The organism is Candidatus Xianfuyuplasma coldseepsis (assembly GCF_014023125.1).
GTDB lineage: Bacteria > Bacillota_I > Bacilli_A > Izemoplasmatales > Izemoplasmataceae > Xianfuyuplasma > Xianfuyuplasma coldseepsis.
Genome location: NZ_CP048914.1, coordinates 1016609 through 1037780, shown reverse-complemented (window position 1 = coordinate 1037780; position 21172 = coordinate 1016609). Strand labels below are relative to the sequence as shown.

16 protein-coding genes are annotated in these 21172 nt (G+C 36.0%); 8 read left to right on the top strand and 8 right to left on the bottom strand.

The genetic code is table 11. The features are described 5' to 3' along the window. Nucleotides 1–3: 3 nt before the first annotated feature. On the top strand, nucleotides 4–309 hold the full coding sequence (locus tag G4Z02_RS04880) for a PC4/YdbC family ssDNA-binding protein (protein WP_258876877.1): 306 nt from the start codon (nucleotides 4–6) through the stop codon (nucleotides 307–309). Between the two features lie 262 nt (nucleotides 310–571). On the opposite strand, the gene G4Z02_RS04875 is transcribed toward G4Z02_RS04880, so the two are convergent. Next, nucleotides 572–1126, bottom strand: coding sequence for a hypothetical protein (locus G4Z02_RS04875; protein ID WP_258876876.1), 555 nt, complete (start codon nucleotides 1124–1126; stop codon nucleotides 572–574). 152 nt (nucleotides 1127–1278) lie between these two features. Between G4Z02_RS04875 and G4Z02_RS04870 the strand changes: the two genes are divergently transcribed. The 4 genes from G4Z02_RS04870 (at nucleotide 1279) to G4Z02_RS04855 (ending at nucleotide 5444) form a co-directional block, all read left to right on the top strand. Continuing rightward, nucleotides 1279–2202, top strand: coding sequence for a hypothetical protein (locus G4Z02_RS04870; RefSeq protein ID WP_258876875.1), 924 nt, complete (start codon nucleotides 1279–1281; stop codon nucleotides 2200–2202). A gap of 43 nt (nucleotides 2203–2245) precedes the next feature. Then, a complete protein-coding gene (locus G4Z02_RS04865; protein WP_258876874.1) occupies nucleotides 2246–2971 on the top strand; it encodes a hypothetical protein in 726 nt (241 codons plus the stop codon). A gap of 65 nt (nucleotides 2972–3036) precedes the next feature. After that, nucleotides 3037–5034, top strand: coding sequence for a helix-turn-helix transcriptional regulator (locus G4Z02_RS04860; RefSeq protein ID WP_258876873.1), 1998 nt, complete (start codon nucleotides 3037–3039; stop codon nucleotides 5032–5034). After that, on the top strand, nucleotides 5031–5444 hold the full coding sequence (locus G4Z02_RS04855; protein ID WP_258876871.1) for a WapI family immunity protein: 414 nt from the start codon (nucleotides 5031–5033) through the stop codon (nucleotides 5442–5444). Before G4Z02_RS04860 ends, G4Z02_RS04855 begins: the two co-directional genes overlap by 4 nt. A 135-nt stretch (nucleotides 5445–5579) precedes the next feature. On the opposite strand, the gene G4Z02_RS04850 is transcribed toward G4Z02_RS04855, so the two are convergent. Further along, nucleotides 5580–7124 carry a zinc ribbon domain-containing protein gene (locus tag G4Z02_RS04850; protein ID WP_258876870.1) on the bottom strand — a complete coding sequence of 515 codons (1545 nt, stop codon included), beginning with the start codon at nucleotides 7122–7124 and terminating at the stop codon, nucleotides 5580–5582. Between the two features lie 283 nt (nucleotides 7125–7407). Here G4Z02_RS04850 and G4Z02_RS04845 point away from each other — a divergent pair, with 283 nt between their 5' ends. Beyond that, complete coding sequence (locus G4Z02_RS04845; RefSeq protein WP_258876869.1) at nucleotides 7408–7695, top strand: hypothetical protein; 288 nt, start codon at nucleotides 7408–7410, stop codon at nucleotides 7693–7695. 497 nt (nucleotides 7696–8192) lie between these two features. On the opposite strand, the gene G4Z02_RS04840 is transcribed toward G4Z02_RS04845, so the two are convergent. Beyond that, the gene (locus G4Z02_RS04840) at nucleotides 8193–10733 is read right to left on the bottom strand and encodes an InlB B-repeat-containing protein (protein WP_258876868.1); all 2541 of its coding nucleotides are present in this window, start codon (nucleotides 10731–10733) and stop codon (nucleotides 8193–8195) included. Nucleotides 10734–10971: 238 nt separating this feature from the next. Then, nucleotides 10972–11538 (bottom strand): ArsR/SmtB family transcription factor, encoded by a 567-nt coding sequence (locus G4Z02_RS04835; protein ID WP_258876867.1) that lies wholly within the window; start codon nucleotides 11536–11538, stop codon nucleotides 10972–10974. 241 nt (nucleotides 11539–11779) lie between these two features. On the opposite strand from G4Z02_RS04835, the gene G4Z02_RS04830 reads away from it, so the two are divergent. Both G4Z02_RS04830 and G4Z02_RS04825 read left to right on the top strand, forming a co-directional pair. After that, a complete protein-coding gene (locus G4Z02_RS04830; protein WP_258876866.1) occupies nucleotides 11780–15067 on the top strand; it encodes an immunoglobulin-like domain-containing protein in 3288 nt (1095 codons plus the stop codon). Then, complete coding sequence (locus G4Z02_RS04825; protein WP_258876865.1) at nucleotides 15060–15560, top strand: DUF5011 domain-containing protein; 501 nt, start codon at nucleotides 15060–15062, stop codon at nucleotides 15558–15560. The genes G4Z02_RS04830 and G4Z02_RS04825 overlap by 8 nt, the downstream gene beginning before the upstream one ends. Nucleotides 15561–15720: 160 nt before the next feature. Here the strand turns inward: G4Z02_RS04825 and G4Z02_RS04820 are convergent, their stop codons facing one another. From G4Z02_RS04820 to G4Z02_RS04805, 4 genes are all read right to left on the bottom strand, one after another. Further along, entirely contained in the window at nucleotides 15721–17703 is a 1983-nt protein-coding gene (locus G4Z02_RS04820) for a diguanylate cyclase (protein ID WP_258876863.1), read from the bottom strand. Further along, nucleotides 17703–18803, bottom strand: a complete 1101-nt coding sequence (locus G4Z02_RS04815; RefSeq protein ID WP_258876861.1) for a PAS domain-containing protein — start codon at nucleotides 18801–18803, stop codon at nucleotides 17703–17705. The genes G4Z02_RS04820 and G4Z02_RS04815 overlap by 1 nt, the downstream gene beginning before the upstream one ends. 87 nt (nucleotides 18804–18890) lie before the next feature. Then, on the bottom strand, nucleotides 18891–20279 hold the full coding sequence (uxaC, locus tag G4Z02_RS04810; RefSeq protein ID WP_258876860.1) for a glucuronate isomerase: 1389 nt from the start codon (nucleotides 20277–20279) through the stop codon (nucleotides 18891–18893). Between the two features lie 7 nt (nucleotides 20280–20286). Beyond that, entirely contained in the window at nucleotides 20287–21129 is an 843-nt protein-coding gene (locus G4Z02_RS04805) for an SDR family oxidoreductase (protein ID WP_258876859.1), read from the bottom strand. Between the last annotated feature and the right edge of the window lie 43 nt (nucleotides 21130–21172).

Sequence of the window (21172 nt, the reverse complement as noted above, 5' to 3'; positions counted from 1 at the left end):
AAAATGGATGAAGAAAATATCATCGATGTTTTAAACAGTAATAGTATTTTTGAAAACGAATATTTCATTGTGTACAAAATCTTGGTTGAGATTCCCACACAAAGTGTCAGTTGGGTTAAACGAGTTCAACTAGTTAATTGGAAACACAAGAAGAGTGATCTGCTTGAATTAGATATAAGGAGATTCTCCAAAAAGGACGATAGATATGCTAAAGGCATCAGTCTTACAAAAAGAGAATTGAAAGACTTCCTTACTGTGATGAAAGAATTCAACATCGATGAACTGAAAAACGATACCGATGTCTTCTAGGATTTCAATAAAAAATCGCGCTGTGAAGACGCCGTTTTTTATCTAAGACTATAAGGCCGGTTCCTGGCAGAAAAGGATCATAAGAAACAAGAAAAGATAAAACTATCCCAAAGAGCGAAAACAAACACGTCAGGAGCAACGTATTATCAATCGAACAAGACAAAAAAAAACTTTCAATAATTATTGGTTAAAATTTAAAGCCAAATTTAAACGAAGAAAATAAGCAGTATCCAATTGGACACTACCAATTTTTTCTATTGTACTAAAATATATCCTCATCAACATTGACAACCATCACTTCATTGATTGTAACTAGTTGATTGTCATTATTCGTGTATGTAACAGATACAAATACTCTTGCTTCCTCACAATCATAATCATCGAAAGATGTTTTGGGAAAATCACCTATCAAATCAAGTGTTTCAATTGTAGTTATTGAGGTATGATAAAACTCTTTATAAGGTTCATTCCCTCGATAACCTGTGATGGTTATACGGATTTCGTTTACCGTACTTATGCTTATATCATCTATATGGATTTCATAATCTCCATAGTACTTGAAATAATTTCCTATACCTCCTTCAAGTCCTAGATCATCTGCTTCACCTGCCCACATAAACTCTGTATATTCATATACGTTTACTTCTGTAATGTCAATACTTGCATTATCCTGTATTGGTATCTCATATATGTCATCTTGTAAAAGATCAAATTGATCATCATCAATCACTACTTCCTGAGGTCCAAAAACTCCAAAAGCAAGAAGTATTGTAAAAACTGCTGCAATCGCCCCAAGCCACATAGAAACTTTTTTCATCTAATCTCCTCCTCGACTTTATAATACCACCAAATATATTCAATATAAAGATATAAAAACCTATGTTTATCAAGGAGTTTATCATTATTAAAACTCATGATATAATTACAATGGAAGAAAAAACTAGCCCCCTGATATGAAAGGATTATACTATGAATAAATACTTCTTATCACAACCAGAACATATACAAAAACGAATAAAGCTTATCACCTGGATTGTTTTTGGGCTGTCTATTGTAGTGTTTTATACAACCAGTGAAAACAATAATCTAACTGTATTAAACAGTATTCTAAGTTTGCTTATATTAGGAACCTTTATACTGGGAATATTAATGCATAATTGGACAAAGAAACGTGATAATCCTGTTGAAGAGTCTTCTAGTGATATTGGTTTTCTAACTCAAGATATCGACTACAAAGAGGAGTTCCCTATATATTTACAAGGTTGTATATTAAAATGGGCCTATAATGTTAATCTGGCATTCCCTCAAAACTTCTCAGCCATTCAAGTAGGTGAATCAGAAAACTTAACTCTCGATGAGGAGCTTGATAATGAATATGATCCTGAAGCTGTGCAGGTTTTTAAAGGAGATAAATTACTAGGATATTTATACAAAGGAAATATCAAAGATATGGTTAAAAAGTACTTTTTCAAACAGAAAGGGTACAAACCAGCGATGATTGTTAATAAAGTTGATGAGGAAAATGAACGTATTGAAATCTCTTTAGCATTTTATAAAGAGATTGATCTCGAGACCAATCCTGCTGTAATAAAAATTAAGACATCCATAAATAATAGTTATGATAGAGAAGAACGTGATACACGGATTGATGCTCTAGAAGATCTTGAAGTTAATGATCTACTTACAGTTGAAGAAGACTTTGAGTATGGCTATTTGCTATATACAAAAGACTATAGAGAAGTTGGCAGACTATCTGAATCTGTTGAAGAAAAGATTGATGAATTCATGTCTTCAAATCAAGGTTATGTTTTCTGTCTTGTTAGTAGTGTTAAATTAGATGAAGAAGGAAACATTAAAATTCGAATTAACGTTTATCTTGTTAAAAAGTTTTAATAAATTTATTTATATATTGTTCTTAAACTTGTTGGAGGTATTTATGTTGAACAAAACAGACATTGAATTTTTACTCATGTACAAAAAGAAGAGTCTAAGTGAATCAGATTTGTTGAAGTATAGTAATTGGTTTAGTAATACCGACATTAGTTCAATAAAAGAATTTGTTAATGAGCACCTTATTGCATACAATAAGAATCATCAAGGTATTATTGAAAATTCCTCCAAATATCCTGATCAAAAACCAGATCCAAATCGAACTGGATATGGTAGATTTGTATCGAAGTTTGAAGAAGAAAAACACATGATTAGAGATATGTTCAATAAATTTAATAAAAGTCAAATTAAAGGCGACTATATTGTTATTGATTATGAGGTTCCTTTGATGTCCTATAAAAACTTCGGTATCGGCGATATTGACCTGATATTAGATTACAAAAATATTATTTATCTCGTTGAAGCAAAGGCAAAGCGTTATGGCAAATCAGGACCAAGCGACTCACTAGTATCATGTGCAGTTCAAATTAATAATTATGCAACTTTAGTAAATCAGATACGCCTGCGTGCTGATTTCAATATTCCTAACGAAAAACCTATAAGAAAAGCCATCATGATTTATAAAAATACCAGGGCATATAGAGACCTAGAAAAAATCAACTCTTTCCCCATACTGAAAAAATTCCTACAGCAACAAGAGATATCAATTTTTGTCATGAACACTCAATCATTATTCACTAATTATAAAATCGTAAAAGAGGTCATATTTTAACCTCTTTTTTTATTCTGCCCCTATATTGCCACAATATGATATACTATGAACACAGAGGTGATTCTATGGGTAAATATGCCAATATGTTAAAAATGTTGATTATTCTGAATAATCGTGATTATGTTCAGTACAAAGAACTAGAAGATGAACTGGAAATGTCCAATAAGCAAATCCGGAATTACCGTGTACAACTGGAAATGAATGGATACTACATTGAAAACAAAAGTGGACCCTATGGTGGAATCCGGTTAATGGACAAGAATCTACTTCTACCGTTATATAAAAACCTAACCCCAGAACAACAAACCATTATAAATCTAATCGGTTCCAAAACCAACATCTCCTTACAAGAGATGTTTCATCAATTGGTTAAACAGCTAGAGCTATCCAATCCTTATCATGAATATCTATCCCAATCATCGATTGAAACCATCACACTACTAAACAAAGCTATTGAGAAAAAACTAACTATACAAATAGTCTATGAAAAGACAGTAAAGGTCGTTCCGACAATGACTGTGGATCCGTATGAGTTATTCACAAAGTACTTCAAGACATATGTACTCATATACAATCACTACAATCAAAAGATAGTTCCTTTAGATATCACAAAAATCAAATCCATCCACTATACAGAAAATACCTTCACTCACAATCCCCAATATAAGAATCAACTCCAACGCTATAACGATAGCGCTGGAGTGTATCTAAACAACAACGTTGATACCGTTGAACTACAAGTCTCTACATCTTTATTGCCATATGTCAAAAAGACCTTAGAGGCCAATATTGAGATGATCAATGAGATAAACGATTATGTACATATTGCTTTTACAGCCAATAATCTCTTCGAACTAAAACGACGAATTCTATCCTTTGGTTCCTCTTGTAAAGTTCTTTCACCTGCTTCACTAAAAGAGATGATTGTTAAAGAACTTGAATTGATGAACAATGTCTATCAAGATGACACCTCCGAATCCATCAATGATCTCTATCATCAATTTGATCAGACTGTGAAACAATCCCTTTCAAGATATCTGTCCTATCAATATCCCAATCACAAAACCCATCCATATCATAACTATATTCTAGATACTAGCTATCCATTTGAAGAAGCACTCCTTCCCGAAAACAGAGAGTTGTTTAAAACGTATATTCCTAGCACTGTAGAATTACATAGTCCTAACAATCTCAAATCTTCACAACTACTGACATTTGACTTCTTCTTACCGTATATAAATAAAGAGTACCTTCTCTCTTCTACTCTTAAACTAGATGAAAAGGTAGAATCCATTCAGTTTGAAACAGTCTTTCCTGATTATTCTCATGTGGATGTATACTGTAAAACAAAGGATAATAAAAAAGTATTGATTGAAGTCAAGTATGCGGAATCCTCGTTTTCTCGAAACCATGAGATTAAAAGTATCCATGAGAAGAAATATAATGGCTATAATACGAAAAATGGTATCGTAGAATACAAATCAATTAATACGATGATGGATGGCATCCCCGTATCTATTGATGAATTCTATGATAATCACCAACTATTTCGTACGTTGTATAATACATTCAATGATGTTGATGGTGAACCAGGATACATGATTGTTATCTATCCTAAAGCCAATCAAGTACTTGATATCCAGTACAATCAGTTTCTCTTTCAATTGAAACATATCCATCAGTTCCAATACTGTGATCGTGTTATTCGTTTGTACTGGGAGGACATAGCGATCTTACACGAACACTTTACAGAGAAATATCTTGTCCTTTCATCAAAACGATTAAATGTGTGTATTCAATCGAAAGAAGAATGGGATTCTAGTCCATTCAGAAACAGTTCCTTAATTACCGTGGACTCGTTAGAATCCTTTACGAATGCATTCCCTTCATACGATACATATGTAATCGAAGTACAAGAAGAATTATCTGATTTAGAGCTTGCGAATGCATTACTAGAAACATTCGATGATAGCTATCATATTACGAATTGTCATAAGAACACATACTCTTCTTATAGTGAAAACTACAACATCATTATTGTTCACCAAGGAACACATAAATGAGATTCCCTACGAAGCCTTATATTTTAGAATTTGATATCATTGGGTATGAGTTCCCGTTTAATCCCGACGCCCATTCAAGTGACAACAATTGGTTAATAACTCGCTATAAGTTGATAAATCCAAAAGATAATACTGTTATAGTTGACAGTGAAGGATCCAATCTCGAGACACGTGAACTACAAAAATTTCTAAATCTGCTCAAAATAGAACAACCCTTTTCTCTATTTACAAACGAACAAGTATATAAAATTGAACTCAAACAAAATAAGAATAATATGAAATCAATGCATATAACATTATGGCATTATGATAAAGGTGAAAAAATGGTAATACTTGAAATTACTGATGAAGTACATAGTAATTTAATCTCTCAACTTTCGCAAGCAGTTCTTAAATATCCCACTAGATAGTTTATTCTAATTTATTTAATCATGTATTACTAAAAAAACGTATTACACAGAAAAGTCGTAATACGTTTTTATATTTGTAGACATTATGAATTAACGGGGCACTTAATACAATCAAATTATTAAAAGAACTTATTTTTAGACTTCTAAATGCTTTCTTGAACCAGGAGTAATTGCAGATAGAATAAGACTAATGATTGACAGTATTATACCAAATATTAACCCTATAGACATTCTGGCAATAAATGGTTCATCAACCCTATCAAATGTTGTATTGATCATCGATGATGCAATAATTGATAACACCAATAAAGTAATAAAGAGTATAACCAGTGTAATTCTAAGCCCAATACTTACTATTGATGTTTTATTGGTTGTTGCAACAACCACAGTATAGAATAAACTACTTGTGACTAGCATTACCAGTATACCAATGGAAATTGCTATTCCAATAAATATGTCTTGTCCTTCGTTAGAATCAAATATCCTATAAGCAAATAAATAGCTATAGTCTGTTAATTTGGCGAGCTCTTTCTGGTCTGATGATGTTAAATCTGGATCCTCTAAGTAAGTTGAATACCAGTTATAATAATCTGAATCAGTAGAGTAAACGAAATCAGGATCATATACATTCATTAGGTTTGTTAGTTCTTCAATTCGAAATGAACCCCATATTTTTTTAGTCGAAGATTCTTCATATCCAACACGAATTAAATTCCCAGATGCAATAAGAAAAATAACAATAATAAGTACTATGTCAAAAATATACTTGAAAGATTTAACAATTTGTATTTGTTGACGATTTCTTAATAATACAATATGTAAGACTACAAACCCAAGCAACATAAAAATTAAGTATGTGACTAAGCCGCCACCAGCATTTGTCTGAGACATAATATTTGGTAAGAAAAACGCTAAATTTAACCCAATTATGAATCCAACTATAAATAGTTTTCTCAATACAATCAAGTCTTTTCCGTTCAAATATCTCACTACAGCTATACCAATAATAATTAAAGTTAACAATTGAGTTATTATTAAAAGAACAACAACAATGAAATACTCAATCGAACTAGTAAACGTATTTTCAAGACTAAGCGAATTACTCATACTGTATCCAAACAAGTCAAGATTTGAATATAACTTGCGGAATTCTCTTGCACTAATTACATCACCAAAATCATCCAGTGATTCGTAATAATTATCATCAATTTCTGATTGATAATCATTCATCTCATTTTGGCTCGATAGGAAAACAGCTGAAAAATAACCACGATATAATTGAATAGCATTTTGATTAAATGAAAAATCAACAAATTCAGCATCTGAACCACTAAAATCCCACTCACCATAATTAGTCTTGCTTATACCTCCAAAAGAGGATGCAAAGGCTACCGTAGATAAAAGAGCTATCAATATTAGCAGAATTAACTGCTTGTGTTTCTTCATAGTTCTTAAAAAATTACGATCCCTTACTTTTTTCGCTTCTCTTGGAGGGGTCATGTCTTCAATTTTTGGTAGTGTATAAAACGGATTCTCAGAGCCACAATTACCACAAAACTTAACATCCACCGTTAGTGAATTATGACAACTTGCACATTCCATTTTTCCCAGCTTTGACCCACAGTTTGAACAGAACTTATTTGATTCAATATTTTCCGTTCCACACTTAATACACTTCATATGATACCTCCATAAACTAACCTACAAGACGTCTATTTAACTTGTAACTCGTCGATGCAAAGATAGGATATAAAATGGTTATCCCCTTAAATAAATCAATAGTACTACTAATAAAATTATATCATATTTACAAACATAATTATAAAACAATCTTATTATCATTTCTTTCTCAAATATCTAGTGTTAAAAACTTTTTCTAGTTTTTATTCACAGTAACAACGAAATCAAAACGTAGATGAACACTACCTTTTGACAGTGTAATTATCTATAATAGGGGGAAAACATGACATTTAAGAATCAGTACCGACTCGAAATTGAAGGTATTATTGAAACCATAAACGAGTATGCGATTGAACACTTCATTCGCAGTTATACAAAACAACTACGACAACTACAACTTCCGAATGATCTTGAAATGATACAAGTCATTATTGATCGATTAGTCCATTGGTATCAAGAACATATAGATGACATTGAACAAAGTCGATTTATCGCAAATAAAAAGGAGCATCATATTAGTTACGAATTGTTGATTGAGTTTCAAGAGAAACTGAAATCATATGTGGGTTAAGGAGCTATAAGGGATTCATAAGACCGGTTTTTTTTGAACCGGTCTTATGTACGTTTACTCTTTTTTAGAAATTACCGTGTTCGTTCACAAGATTGACACATTATAGTGGTTTTAAAAAACTACTCTTCCTTCTTCTTCATCTATTCAAAACCAGACATGATACAGTCATAGTATTTAATGATGAATCTTTTGAAATGATAATCACCAATAATCCCAGTAGATGTTGATACGGTGGGTACGTAAATCATTGATTATGAGGACTATGTCTTTTACTAGGAAGTAGAAGACATCTTTGAAGTCTCCCACAAAATCATCCGGAATGTTCGTGATTAATTGGAAATAAACAGATACTGTATTGAATCCAAAAGGCTATAAAGAACTGAAATCTGTATGATTTCAAAACTTTATAGCCTGTTTCATTTAAAGCAATGTATGGTTTGTAGCAATTAATTCATCATTTTTGATATACTATCGAACATCGCATTTTCAATATATGTTTATGGGGTTGTGTCTGGTGTAATAGGGTTCGTAACGGTCTCTGGATCATATGTATTTGTTGATGATGATAAATCCATATTTCCAACAAAATGTTTCACCGAGGATACTTGATCGTGAAAATTCAGGTAGATAATATTTGTGTATTCAACATGGTTGTTTTGAACGGTAGAATCAATTAAGAATCCGGCAATACATCCTGCATATCCTTTGATTCCGGTACTATAATGACTGAGTTTTGCGTAGTGTTGTACCCCATCTACTTCTTGGCCTTTAAAAGAACTACTGTCAATCGTAACATAATTACCATATCCAAGGATTCCTCCTTCAATCCCGCAACCAATAATGTCCGTATTGATGACCTGAACATTGGTAAATGGAATTTGAGTTGGTGCAAAATATGGAATGTCTAGTAGTGAAACAGTGCCATTTGCATGCCCAGCAATACCACCCAAGTGACTTTTATATCGAGAAGCTTTAACCGATGAATCGATAACCGTAATGTTTGTAAATGAAGCCAGGGCATCCGCATATCCAGCCACAATTCCAGCATAGATATAGCCATCTCCATCATGAGCACCATAACTATATGTATGTGTAATATGACAGTCGCTAAATATGATATTTTCAACAGTTCCTGAGAGTTTTCCAAAGAAACCATAGAACTCATCCACATCTTTTCGTCCTTCTGGAATTGTGATGTTTAATCCGCTAATGGTATGGCCGTTTCCATGTAGTACTCCAGAGAATACGCCTTTCGCTCCTTGATATCGATTTAATTGAATATCATTAACCAACTCGTAATGACCAGATGAATTGAGCATCATCGCAAATATTCCAGCCTCACTAGATATTTGATAAGGAGCCTCGGAACTACCATCACCTTGTTCAAAGAACATGCCTCTATCAAACTCAATTTTATGATCTTCGATATTGATATTGGTATCAATTCTTCCATTTGGTGAGGATAATACCGTCATTACTGGGCTGCTTGTAATTCGGACAAATATGGCCTCGGTAACTTGTTTGGTCTCATAGTTGTATGAGAAGACTTGATAGACATCATAATCACCTGTTAAGAACACCGCATAGTCCAATCCTTCTTCATAATCATCCAAGGAGAAAGAGACAGATTGGCCAGTACTTCTCGCTTTGGATACCGAGTACTCAATACTAGCTGTAATACCCATTTCAACTGAAGTTGTTACAAAAAGAGCACTTGCTTCAATTGTTGTATTGATACTAATTTCGAGCCCCGTTGTAATGGTTTGCTCCGTTACTTCTTCTGATGAGACTTCAATCTGAGATGCCTGAGATGATGTCCAAGAGCTGAGTTGTTGAATTACACTGTTTTCAACAGAAAGTATTTTGTAAGCGACATCGAGACTCTCATAGGGATGTCCATCCATTTCTTCGATAAAATACGCCGCATAAAACGCTTCTTCACTATCTAAGATAATCTTAAGTGTGGTTTGGTCTTGATTTTGTGGTTCAACAGTCTGTGGTATTTCATCCCAACGTGCATAGAGTGTCCAGTTTCCATTTACAGGATCATTATTGTACACCTGGGTTGCATTGATCGAGTACCCGCGATACCAACCGGTAAAGGTATACCCTTCTTTTGTTGGGGTTGGCAGTGCCAATGTCGTACCGTATTCAATGTCGGTTACCGGGGCTTCCTCTGATCCCCCTGTAGAATTGAATGTGACGGTATAGATGTTCACATCATACTCGGCAAACACATTCATATCCGCCGTCACATTGGAGTAATCATTACGTGACCAACCAGTAAATGTGTACCCCGTTCGAACCGGTGTGACAATGGTCGTTGCACTACCACCATATTCCACCAAGGCGGTATCTAAAATGTGTTTATTGAAATCATAGAAGTTTACGCGAAAGACACTGACGATTGGTCCGAGATTGTCCTCTGAATCATCGGTATAGGTAATAATTAGATTACCACTAGCATCTAATGTAGTTGCTTGGATTCCAATCCCATCTACACCAGAGTTCCCTTGAAGGTCGCTAATGGAAATCAAATTAACCCATGCAGAATCCTCATCGTATTTCCATTGTATCTGATCATCATTGACAGCAATGACAACATTATCACCATCTTCTCCCGGTACACCCTGAGGTCCTCTTACGGTTTCCAACCACTCTTCATACGTGCCCTCAAATATTCCGTTATCCGTAGCTAATTCATAGATGTGTTGTAGCTGTAGTTCTAGGGATGATTCGGTTTCTTCCCATTTCGCGTAGACGATTAAATCGTCTAACACGGTGAAATCCGCGGTAAGTGGATTCGTAAATGTCACATCATCCACATACCATCCCTCAAAGGTGAACCCTTCTTTTGTGGGGTTCTTAGGAAATGTGATGTCATCGCCAAGCGATACATCAATCGCCGCAACAAAACTACCTCCCTTTGAATCAAACTGTATGGTGTATGTATCACTGACTTCAATATTGTCTAGTGTTTCACAACCAGATAGAAAAATCATTATGATGAATACGACCGATAAACTTAAACGTTTCATATATTCCTCCTTTTTATTGTAATAAAAGATAACTAGTACTCACACTAGTTATCATTATTGTAATTAGTGTCAGTCGCTAGTTATAAGATATTTTCTTATTCAATTAGGCATTACGTAATTATGATGGTTATTATCAAAATAAAACAAAACAAGAAGGTAGCCTATTGCTAGCTTCTTGTTAGTAGTTGTTATCGTACACCAGTCATCAGACAAGATCAATCGTAAATACACTCACACATCATTCAATTCGAGCAAGAGAGAATAGTGTTGTATACACATCCATACCTTCTCGATCATTCGAGTACCGATCTAATAAATTGTGTAAGTCGTGGAGGAAATCAGCACGTTCATCCTTTGTCATATATAGTTTTTTATAGTTGGATAATACATAGCCCGGATCATATTCTTCTTTCGCAAAGGTAAATTCATGTGCTTTGGCAATATCCTCTGAGAAATATTCTACATGAACGCGAAAATTTGTTGCTCTTGACATTCCCCGAATTTCTCGAAAGTATTTTCCCTTACGTAACTCTGGATCGACTAATATGTTTCTATATTTTAGACCATAGTATTTTGCCTGGATACCATTAATGAACTTAGTTTTCTCAAGTTCTAAGACACCAATACCAATTAACTTATTAATATGATAATGAACTTTGCCAGCAGGTTCCCCAATAATCTCAGCAATTTGGGTTGCGGTCCGTGGTGTTTTTTCCTTGAAATAGGTTTCAATGATTTTCATGCGATAAGGATCATAGACAGTTTTTAGTTCCTTTTCGGTTTTTAAATAAATTCTGTCCTTCATTCTATCATCTCACATCTTTCAACTAATTTAATCGTTCAATTTATTTTAAAGTTAATTGATGAATTTGTCAAGTAGTGTAGATACTTTTCAATAATGAAAGTTTATGTACTCCATTTTACAAATCTCTTCACCGCAAAATTCGTTATCTTTCGATACAATATATCTTTTGTGATTTTAAATGTAAAGTTCACAAGATTCACACAAAATAATGGTATAATATGGACACTGGAGGTCGGTACATATGAAGAAATTATGGAAGCATGTAGTATTACTATTATTACTGATATCATCGTTTACAACTCTCTCTGCAGCAACGTTATCCAATCAAGCGCATTTCAATAACGTTGTTATTTTTATACGCTTTAACGATGAACAAACCTACAGTGCACCTTATACCTATAATCACTACGAAGAAATGCTGAATGGGGTAGGGGTAGAATCCCTCCGTGATTATTACCTCGAAGCATCGTATGGACAACTGACAATCGATAGTATTATCCCCAATGATAACGGGACAATCCTATACTATACCGATATCTACGATCGGTCCTACTATGAACCCTATGATGAAACCACCAATCCCGATGGTTATTCGGAGAATGAATCAGCTAGTCGTGAGCACAACTTACTCAAACGAGCTGTCGATTATGCCGATGCTGAAAACTGGTTTGATGAAAGTGTGAATCTCGATGTCAATAACGATGGTATGATTGATAGCATTACGTTTATGGTATCCGGGGAAGACAATGGTTGGAATAGTTTGTTGTGGCCGCATAAGTGGGAGTTATACAGTTTTGGCTCAGAAGGGAACTTTTCTGCAAGTGCACCAACCATCAACGGTGTACATGCGTATTACTATACATTTGAGTTATTGGGGAATTCCACAACATACGATTACCAGGTAACGGTGGGTATTTTAGCCCATGAAACCTTTCATTTACTCGGTGCACCCGATTTATATCACTACTACTATTACTTAGATGTCGTACCCGTTGGATACTGGGGGTTAATGCAATATCAAGGTGATATTCCCTCCCATATGCTCGGTTATATGAAAGAAGAATATGGTCTGTGGCTCGATGAGACACAGACGATTAGTGATTCCGGTACGTATACCTTATATCCCCTCGGGGAAGGCGAACATTTAATGCGGCTGTATACCGGATTTGAAAACGAATGGATTTATCTGGAGTATCGGCTTCAAGACGGACGCTATGAAAGCAATTTACCCGACTCAGGATTATTGGTATACCGAGTCAACCAGAATGTCGATGGAAACGAATACGGTAGTTACTATAATGGTGAACCATCCGATGAAGTCTTTATATTCCGTCCTGGACTGGATGATGTCATCGAACCCATCATTTTAGAAGAGGAAGGCGATATTGATGGTGACATCGATCTCGCAGCCCTGTCCAACGATAACATCTATTCCGCCATCGGATTAGGAACCTCCATTCCTCTTTTTAGTGCTGATGGTACCATCTTAAATATTCGGATTGATAATATCATTGAACAAGATGGCTATATCACATTTGATGTATCATTCCCGATACGAACTTATATTATGTCCGAAACGTTTGAACTAGATAACATCAATGTCCAATTCTGGGACAACGAAGAAATGGATTATCGAATCGGCGTTGAAAATATTCCACAAACCCAAGAAGTACGTTACACAACCGATGGTACCACGCCAACTCTAGCGAGTCCGCTTGTTCCTGTTGATGGCATCTCAATTGATGCGATGAACAATGTTGTAACCTTAGGAATCTTTGAAGATGATGTCTTACTTAGCACACAAGTTGAAACCTATCAGTTTAGTTCAACCATAGAGAGCAATCACCATCCGTATGGAAATTATATGTCCCAGTATTACTATCTTGATTTTGGTGTGGATCACGACTTTAATATTTCGTTTCATTCATCCAGTAAATTAGAAGAATATTTTGATTACCTCTACTTGTTTGATGGAACAGTGACAGAAAGTTTCACTGGAACAGAGATGCGTAGTTTCGATCAATCCTATCACCAAGAAGAGTTCTTAGTGTTGTTTGATACCGATGATACAATTGATAATTTCTATGGCTTCACAATGAACATCGATACCGTTGTTTTACCAAACTTTGAACTCAGTGGCAATGCCTATAATCGCATTCCCGTTGGAACAACCTACACCGATCCTGGATACATCCTCGATGGATTAAATACGGAACTATACCATGTGGAAGTAACTGGTACCTATGATACCGATATCGTTGGTTCTTATACGATTACCTATGACTTATTGGACGATGAAAATACGATTATTAAGACATTAACAAGAACGGTTGAAGTTGTCGATGATGTATCACCGGAAGTCACCCTAAACGGTTATGAGTTAACCATCATTGAAGCCGGTTCTGTCTATGAAGATTTAGGCGTGAATATTACGGATAACTATGATAGCAATCCCTCTGTGACGATTACGGAAAACGTGGATACATCTGTCTTAGGTGATTACATTGTGACCTACACCGTACAGGATTCTTCCCTTAATCAAACCGTCATCACAAGAACCGTGCGTGTCATTGATACAACCGCACCCGTCTTAACGATGAATGGTGACGACGAACTACATCTTGAAGTCTTTAGTGATTACCTTGATGAAGGCGTTACTGGGGTTGATAATTTAGATCCCCTTGTCAATATATTAACCGACTCAAATCTCGACTTGTCGGTATTAGGTGAATACACCATTACTTACCGTGCAACCGATGAGAATGGAAATTCCTCATCGATTACTCGGACAATCCACGTTGTTGATACAACCAATCCTGTTTTAACATTAACAGGTGATAGCGACGTTACGATTGAAGTGTTTGACAGTTATACCGATGCTGGTTTTGAACTACATGACAACTACGATACTGACGTTGCATATACCATTGATGAATCACTGGATTTATCCACCGTTGGTACGTATACCATTACCTTCACCGCAACCGATTCAAGTAATAACCAAACTATCGTAACAAGAACGGTAAACGTTGTTGATACCGTTGCACCAGAAGGGACTCTCAATAATGGTTTAGATACCATCTACGTTGGAGAAACTTGGGAAGATGGCGGGGTATCCTATAGTGATAACTACACCGAATCACCAACATTAGAAACCGATGGCGATGTCGATACATCGGCTCCTGGTGAGTATGTTGTTACGTACACCATTACCGATGAATCCGGAAATGAAACGGTACGAACAAGAATAATAAGTGTACTAGAAAAACAAGACCTTGAAATCACTTGTGATGCGATGGTTACCACTGCGGCATCAATCGATGATTTAATGCTTGGTGACTGTATGGTAGGTACTGAGAAAATGACCGTACATACAAGTGACATTCGAAGTAATCCCGGAATCTATGAAGTAAATTATAGCTTAGATGTACATGGTACAACCTATCACAAAACAATCTATGTGTATATCACTGGTGGTACCTATATCACCACGGAAATTGCGATTGAAAGGAGAGAAGACTATGTATAAAAAGCTACTATTCCTCCTTCCTCTTCTATTCTTAGTTGGATGTACCCCCGATGAGGTGAGTATCTCACTAGAACCGGGACATGATACGGTCACAGTATTTGAGGATTACACCCCCGAAGGGTGTATCATTACAATCAATGATGAATCCTTTGATATGGTAATCACCAATAATCCCGTAGATACAGATACCATAGGTACGTATATGATTGATTATGAATACGATGACTATACATGTCAACGGGCGGTGTTTGTTGTTGATAACGTTGCTCCAGAAGGAATGCTTCTTTATGGTGTAGACACGATTCATAAAGGTGATGAGTGGGTTGATCCTGGTGTTGATGCAGTAGACAATTATAGTGATGTAGAGATTAGTGTTACGTATCCTATTGGCTATTCTACGGATTTTGTTGGTAGTTATACGATTATTTATACTCTGACGGATGAAGCGGGTAATGTTACGGAAATACCACGTGTTGTCCATGTAATAGAATAAGTAAAACGCTACAAAAATGTAGCGTTTTTTACTTTTTTTACTTTTCTTAATTTCCAATCGATTTATTTTGTAACATTGCATGTTACAGTAGAGGTGAAGCAGGTGCTTCCTTCATGATTCCTTTTTATTTTTTAGATTATAGATAAAGATAAAGCACTCCTTATTGGGGTGCTTTTTCTTGTTCTTCACGGATTATTTGTAAGAACGTTGTAGCAATCAGGGGATCAAATTGAGTTCCTGCGTTGTTTTGAATTTCTTCAATAACCTTATGATGCGGTAAAGCTGCTCGATAAGGTCGATCATATAACATCGCATCATAGGCATCAACAACGCTGATAATTCGAGATAATAGGGGGATGTTTTCTCCTTGCAAACCTTTTGGATACCCCGTACCATCATAGCGTTCATGGTGGGATAGGATGTAGGTAGCAACCCCTTTGAGTTCGGATGTTGAATTGGCAATACGATATCCGATTTCAGGATGTTTTTTCATAATGGTCCATTCATCGTTTGTGAGGGAGGTGGGTTTGTTTAAAATTTCATCTGGGATTCCGATTTTACCGATATCATGTAATTTTGCGAGAAGTGTTAAATCTTGAATATCGGCTTCAGTTACCTGTAGTTTTCGAGCGATTTTATGGGCGTAATCACGAAGTCTATTCGCATGTTCTTCGGTTTCACTGGAACGCTCAAATAAGGATTGCGTCATCGATGTAATAATCGATGAATAGATGCTGGAGTTTGTCAGCATTTTTCGTTTATACATGTTTTGTTCGGCAATATTAATGATATGGTAGACATCTTCTGTTTCAGTCGTTTTTACACCATATCCTAGGGAAAGGCTTGGAAGAATCGATTGGATTTCATGATCTTTGTATACCCGTTCAATTTCAGCGATGATTCGATTCATAATGATATGAACTTGCGTTTCGTTTGTATTTGGTAGGAGGATGATAAACTCATCTCCACCCCAACGGGCGATCACATCTTCTTGGCGACAGGTGCTTTTCATGATTCGTGCGATCCGTTTTAATAGTAAATCACCTGCTTCATGACCGAACACATCATTGGTTAATTTTAAACCATTCACATCACCTAGGATGATCGATAATGGTAGTTTCCGCGGCGTATCAAATAATCGCAGTTGTTCTTCAAAGAAGGTTCGATTGTGTAGTCCTGTCATGGTATCGTGGTAGGTAAGATAGAGAATTTCCTTTTCCCGTTTTTTCTCTTCACCTATCTCAAAGAAGGAAATGATTTTACCCAACTTGTCATTGTTTTTATCAACCATGTCACGAATGCGGAGATTGATATAGTAGTTCATTCCCGATAATGTTTCCAGTTCATACTCGTTGGATTTGAGTTCTTCTATTATTAGATAGTTAAATGGGTTACCATTGGCACCAAAGATTCGTAAGACATCCGTCACCTTGGTTCCAACGACTTGTTTGGTCACGCCGAGTAGTTTGATAGCTTCTTGGTTAATAAAGGTTATATTGTTATGAATATCAATAACGAGGATCCCTTCAAAAATCGATTCGAATACATTGGTTAAGAATGCTTGCTGTTGATTGTATGCGAGTTCTCTTTGTTTCATTACATCAGCCAGTTGAAAGACAAAAATGATGTAGGTTTCACCCTCAATTTTCAATACGGCTTTGTTGATGATAAACCAATGGGTTTCGTCGGGGTTAATATCCACGTAAATTTCAGCTGAGTTATACGACTCTTTCGTTAGTAGTCGCTGGATACGGCTCTTATAAGGTTGTTGTAGTTTTTGCCACGGTGTAGTCGTTAAGTCTTCTTCAGGAGTTTTTAATAATGCTGTTAATGTTTCATTGCGAAAGAGCACTTGTTTGTTATGGATGATGGCAATCGGGATACCTAAGTTTCGAAAGGTATTCATTAACGTTGCCAAATAAGTTGTTGTCTGTAATTCTTGGATGGAAGAAAATAAATACGGAACGTTATCGATGGTGAGGATGGTATTTGTAATGGTCCAATCATGGAAGGGAAACACCCCTTCCTCATAGGGTATTTCAGCGATGGAATAGCTGGGATTGGAGTAAATCGAATTGTTCTCTATATCACAGATTCGAACAATATGATTCGTATTTGATGATAGAAACGTAATAATATCCATTATGAACGTTGTTCCCGTCCGAATAGAAACAATCGTTGATGTCCATCGGGTAAAGATACTGGTTTTACAACAATGTTTGCCGCTATTCCTTTTATGGTTCCTAAAAAGTTGCTTTCAATCCCTTTTAATCCTGCATCAAGATATCGCAATAACATGGTGTTTTCTTTAAAACACTCACGATAATGTCGTTGCTCAAAATCCAAATTCAATCGGTTAAACTGATGTTCGATATACCCATCGCTATTAATGTACACTACAACATCATATTGACTATGTAAAATATCCAAAAGTGCCTTATTTTCTTGTGCTAGTTCTGCTTCGTTTCCTTTGATACTGGAGATGTCGATGGCACAGGATATTAGACCAATGTATTTATCGTCTTTATTGAAAATAGGAACTTTCGATACTTCCGTCCATTTTACAAAACGACTTGTTTTGGACTCAAAGATGTATTGAACTTTCTTTTTTGTTTTGATTGCTTGCATATCGGTCTTTAAGAAATCATTGGCAATGTCCCGATCAAATAAATCGAAGTCATTCTTAAGGTAGTAGCTGTTTGGTTCCATTTTTGTCCGTTTCAACATGATTTCATTCATGAATAAATACCGATGATCTTTGTCTTTAATCCAAAAATCTACCGGTAAATTATCCAATGCAAAACGAAGTTCATCAAAGCGTGTTGTAACGATCTCGGATATGTCATCCACGTCCATTTGATGATTAATATACGATTGCATGATATCTTCTTTTGTGATGTCGTAATCAAAGCTTTTGTATTGACGCCGCAGGCGTTTACCAAGTACGACATACGTATTTTTGAACTGAAATGCATTCAGTGTGAAATACATATGTGATCCATTCTTATGATAGATCTGAGTCGTCATTTCCGAGGCCCCGGGATTGACAAATACGCCATTGGTAAACTCCGCTCGATCATCCGGGTTAATCAATTCAATTACATGGAGATCAATGACATCATTTTGTGTATACCCCAGCAATTCTGAAAATTGATGATTAATATACACGATTTTATCATCTTCTAACATTAATGCAATACCATTGTAGCTTTCGAGTAATTCCTCTGTTCGAAATGGATTCATTGATTCACCTACTTCATCTACGTATATTCATATTATACTAGATTATAAATAAAAAGAAAGTCTCACGTTAAACGTGAGACTTCTATCTTATAAATTAAAATAACTTTTACTGTTGTAATAAGCAATATCACGAACCAATTGTTTTAAATGTTCCATGTCGTTAGGGATAAGTCCTTTTTGAACATTGTCGACGACAAAATTACAAAGAATTCGACGGAAGTAATCGTGACGGACAAACGATAAGAAACTACGAGAATCGGTAAGCATACCGACAAAGGTACTTAGATTCAGATACTCACTAAAGGTTGCAAGCTGATTGGTGATGCCTCTTAAGTGATCATTGAACCACCAAGCCGCACCGAGTTGAACCTTACCAGGTGTTTGGCAACTGAAGTTTCCACATAATGAAGCAAGGGCTTCATTATCACGTGGGTTCAAGTTAAATAAAATCATTTTGGGTAATGGGTAATGACTGTGAATTTCGTTTAGGAGTTCATTTAAGTCATTGATGTAGTTGCTTCCGGATAAACTGTCGTATCCGCTGTCTTTACCGACTTGTTTAAACATCCGTTCATTGGTATTACGTAGTGCACCAATGTGAATTTGACATACCATATCGCGAATTGCATATTCCTTAATGAAAAACTTGAGTAAGTAGTTGGTTAATTTGGCTACTTCGAGGGGGGATAGTTCGTATTTCATTAAGCGTTTCTTTAAGATTTTGGATGCATCGGATTTGGATACTTGAACATAGTGGAGTTCACTGAGACCGTGATCGGCAACTTTACAGCCATTGACATTGAAATAGTCTAAGCGTTTCGATAACGCGGTTGCTAAAGTTGTAATCCCACTGATGGTAATCGATGTGTTTTTTTCGAGTAATGTAATCACATCAAAGAAAGACGCATCATTAAACATAAACAAGGAATCGGGACGGAAGGTAGGTAGGACTTGAATGTCAAAGGTTTTATCGTCACGAATGAGCTTGTGAAATTCCAAATCATCGTTTAAATCATCGGTGGTGCAGAGAACTTCGACTTGTTTTTGTTCTAAGAGTTCTCGTGGACCAACGGTTGTACTTTCTAGAAACTCATTGGCTTGTTGATAAATATCCTCCGCATTATCGGTCGTTAAGACATCGGTAATGTTGAAGTATTCTTTTAACTCCATATGACTCCAATGATGTAGAGGATTCATATAGGCTCTCTCTAACGAAGCAACATAGCTAAAGAATTTATCTTTGGGATCACCGTCACCGGTAATAAATTCTTCATCGATACCACTGTTGCGCATTAAGCGCCATTTGTAGTGATCATGTGCCAACCACATATCCGCAATGTTGGTGTAGGGATCGTTTTTGTAGATGTCTCGTGGTGGTAAGTGGTTGTGAAAATCAATAATAGGTAAGTCTTTAATTTCTTTGTAGAGCTCTTTGGCGAGCCCTGATTGTAACAGGAAATCGTCGTTTACAAACATAAATATATTACACCCCGCTATATGAACTAAATCCACCATCCACAGGAAGGACAACACCGTTGATAAAACTGGCTGCGTCATTGTTGATTAAAAAGAGTACCGCACCAACGAGTTCTTCACTATTACCAAAACGTCCCATTGGCGTATTGGTAATGATCTTCTGTGCTCGTGGTGTGAATTGTTTGTTTTCGTCCAGTAACAACGCTTCGTTTTGTTTTGTCAGGAAGAATCCAGGAGCAATCGCATTGCAACGAATACCGGCTTTACTGAAGTAAACTGCAAGCCACTGGGTAAAGTTGCTGATAGCTGCTTTGGCACCACTGTAGGCTGGTATCTTTGTCAGTGGTGTGAATGCATTCATGCTCGAGATGTTGATAATGTTACCACCATCGAGTAAGTCTTTGGCAAAGACTTGGGTTGGTAGTAACGTACCAATGAAATTTAAGTTAAAGACAAATTGGATACCGTCGGGATCAAGATCAAAGAATGTTTTGATGTCGTTCTTGAGATCCTCTTTATCAAAGAACTCATGTCCTGTGGTACCACTAGGATGATTGCCTCCGGCACCATTGATTAAGATATCCACTTTCTTGTATGCCTTTAATACTGTCTCTCGTGCTGCTTCAATACTGGTTTTGTCTAAGACGTTACATTTCACGCCAATGGCGTGTTGGCCTAACGCTTGAATTTCGCTTGCTAAAGCAGTGGCTGCCGTTTCATTTAAATCCAGTATTGCCACATTGGCATTGGCCTGTGCAAGTGCTCTTGCGAAGGTTGTCCCAAGGACCCCTGCGCCTCCTGTTAAAACAACTGTTTTTCCTTGTAAATCGTGAATTTGTGGTAATTTCATTTGTGCCTTCTTTCTACTAACAAATGAAATGTTAGTTTTATTG

Coding starts and splice junctions, on each gene's coding strand:
- G4Z02_RS04880 (WP_258876877.1), top strand. CDS start 4: ATGGATGAAGAAAATATCATCGATGTTTTAAACAGTAATAGTATTTTT.
- G4Z02_RS04875 (WP_258876876.1), bottom strand. CDS start 1,126: ATGAAAAAAGTTTCTATGTGGCTTGGGGCGATTGCAGCAGTTTTTACA.
- G4Z02_RS04870 (WP_258876875.1), top strand. CDS start 1,279: ATGAATAAATACTTCTTATCACAACCAGAACATATACAAAAACGAATA.
- G4Z02_RS04865 (WP_258876874.1), top strand. CDS start 2,246: ATGTTGAACAAAACAGACATTGAATTTTTACTCATGTACAAAAAGAAG.
- G4Z02_RS04860 (WP_258876873.1), top strand. CDS start 3,037: ATGGGTAAATATGCCAATATGTTAAAAATGTTGATTATTCTGAATAAT.
- G4Z02_RS04855 (WP_258876871.1), top strand. CDS start 5,031: ATGAGATTCCCTACGAAGCCTTATATTTTAGAATTTGATATCATTGGG.
- G4Z02_RS04850 (WP_258876870.1), bottom strand. CDS start 7,124: ATGAAGTGTATTAAGTGTGGAACGGAAAATATTGAATCAAATAAGTTC.
- G4Z02_RS04845 (WP_258876869.1), top strand. CDS start 7,408: ATGACATTTAAGAATCAGTACCGACTCGAAATTGAAGGTATTATTGAA.
- G4Z02_RS04840 (WP_258876868.1), bottom strand. CDS start 10,733: ATGAAACGTTTAAGTTTATCGGTCGTATTCATCATAATGATTTTTCTA.
- G4Z02_RS04835 (WP_258876867.1), bottom strand. CDS start 11,538: ATGAAGGACAGAATTTATTTAAAAACCGAAAAGGAACTAAAAACTGTC.
- G4Z02_RS04830 (WP_258876866.1), top strand. CDS start 11,780: ATGAAGAAATTATGGAAGCATGTAGTATTACTATTATTACTGATATCA.
- G4Z02_RS04825 (WP_258876865.1), top strand. CDS start 15,060: ATGTATAAAAAGCTACTATTCCTCCTTCCTCTTCTATTCTTAGTTGGA.
- G4Z02_RS04820 (WP_258876863.1), bottom strand. CDS start 17,703: ATGGATATTATTACGTTTCTATCATCAAATACGAATCATATTGTTCGA.
- G4Z02_RS04815 (WP_258876861.1), bottom strand. CDS start 18,803: ATGAATCCATTTCGAACAGAGGAATTACTCGAAAGCTACAATGGTATT.
- uxaC (WP_258876860.1), bottom strand. CDS start 20,279: ATGTTTGTAAACGACGATTTCCTGTTACAATCAGGGCTCGCCAAAGAG.
- G4Z02_RS04805 (WP_258876859.1), bottom strand. CDS start 21,129: ATGAAATTACCACAAATTCACGATTTACAAGGAAAAACAGTTGTTTTA.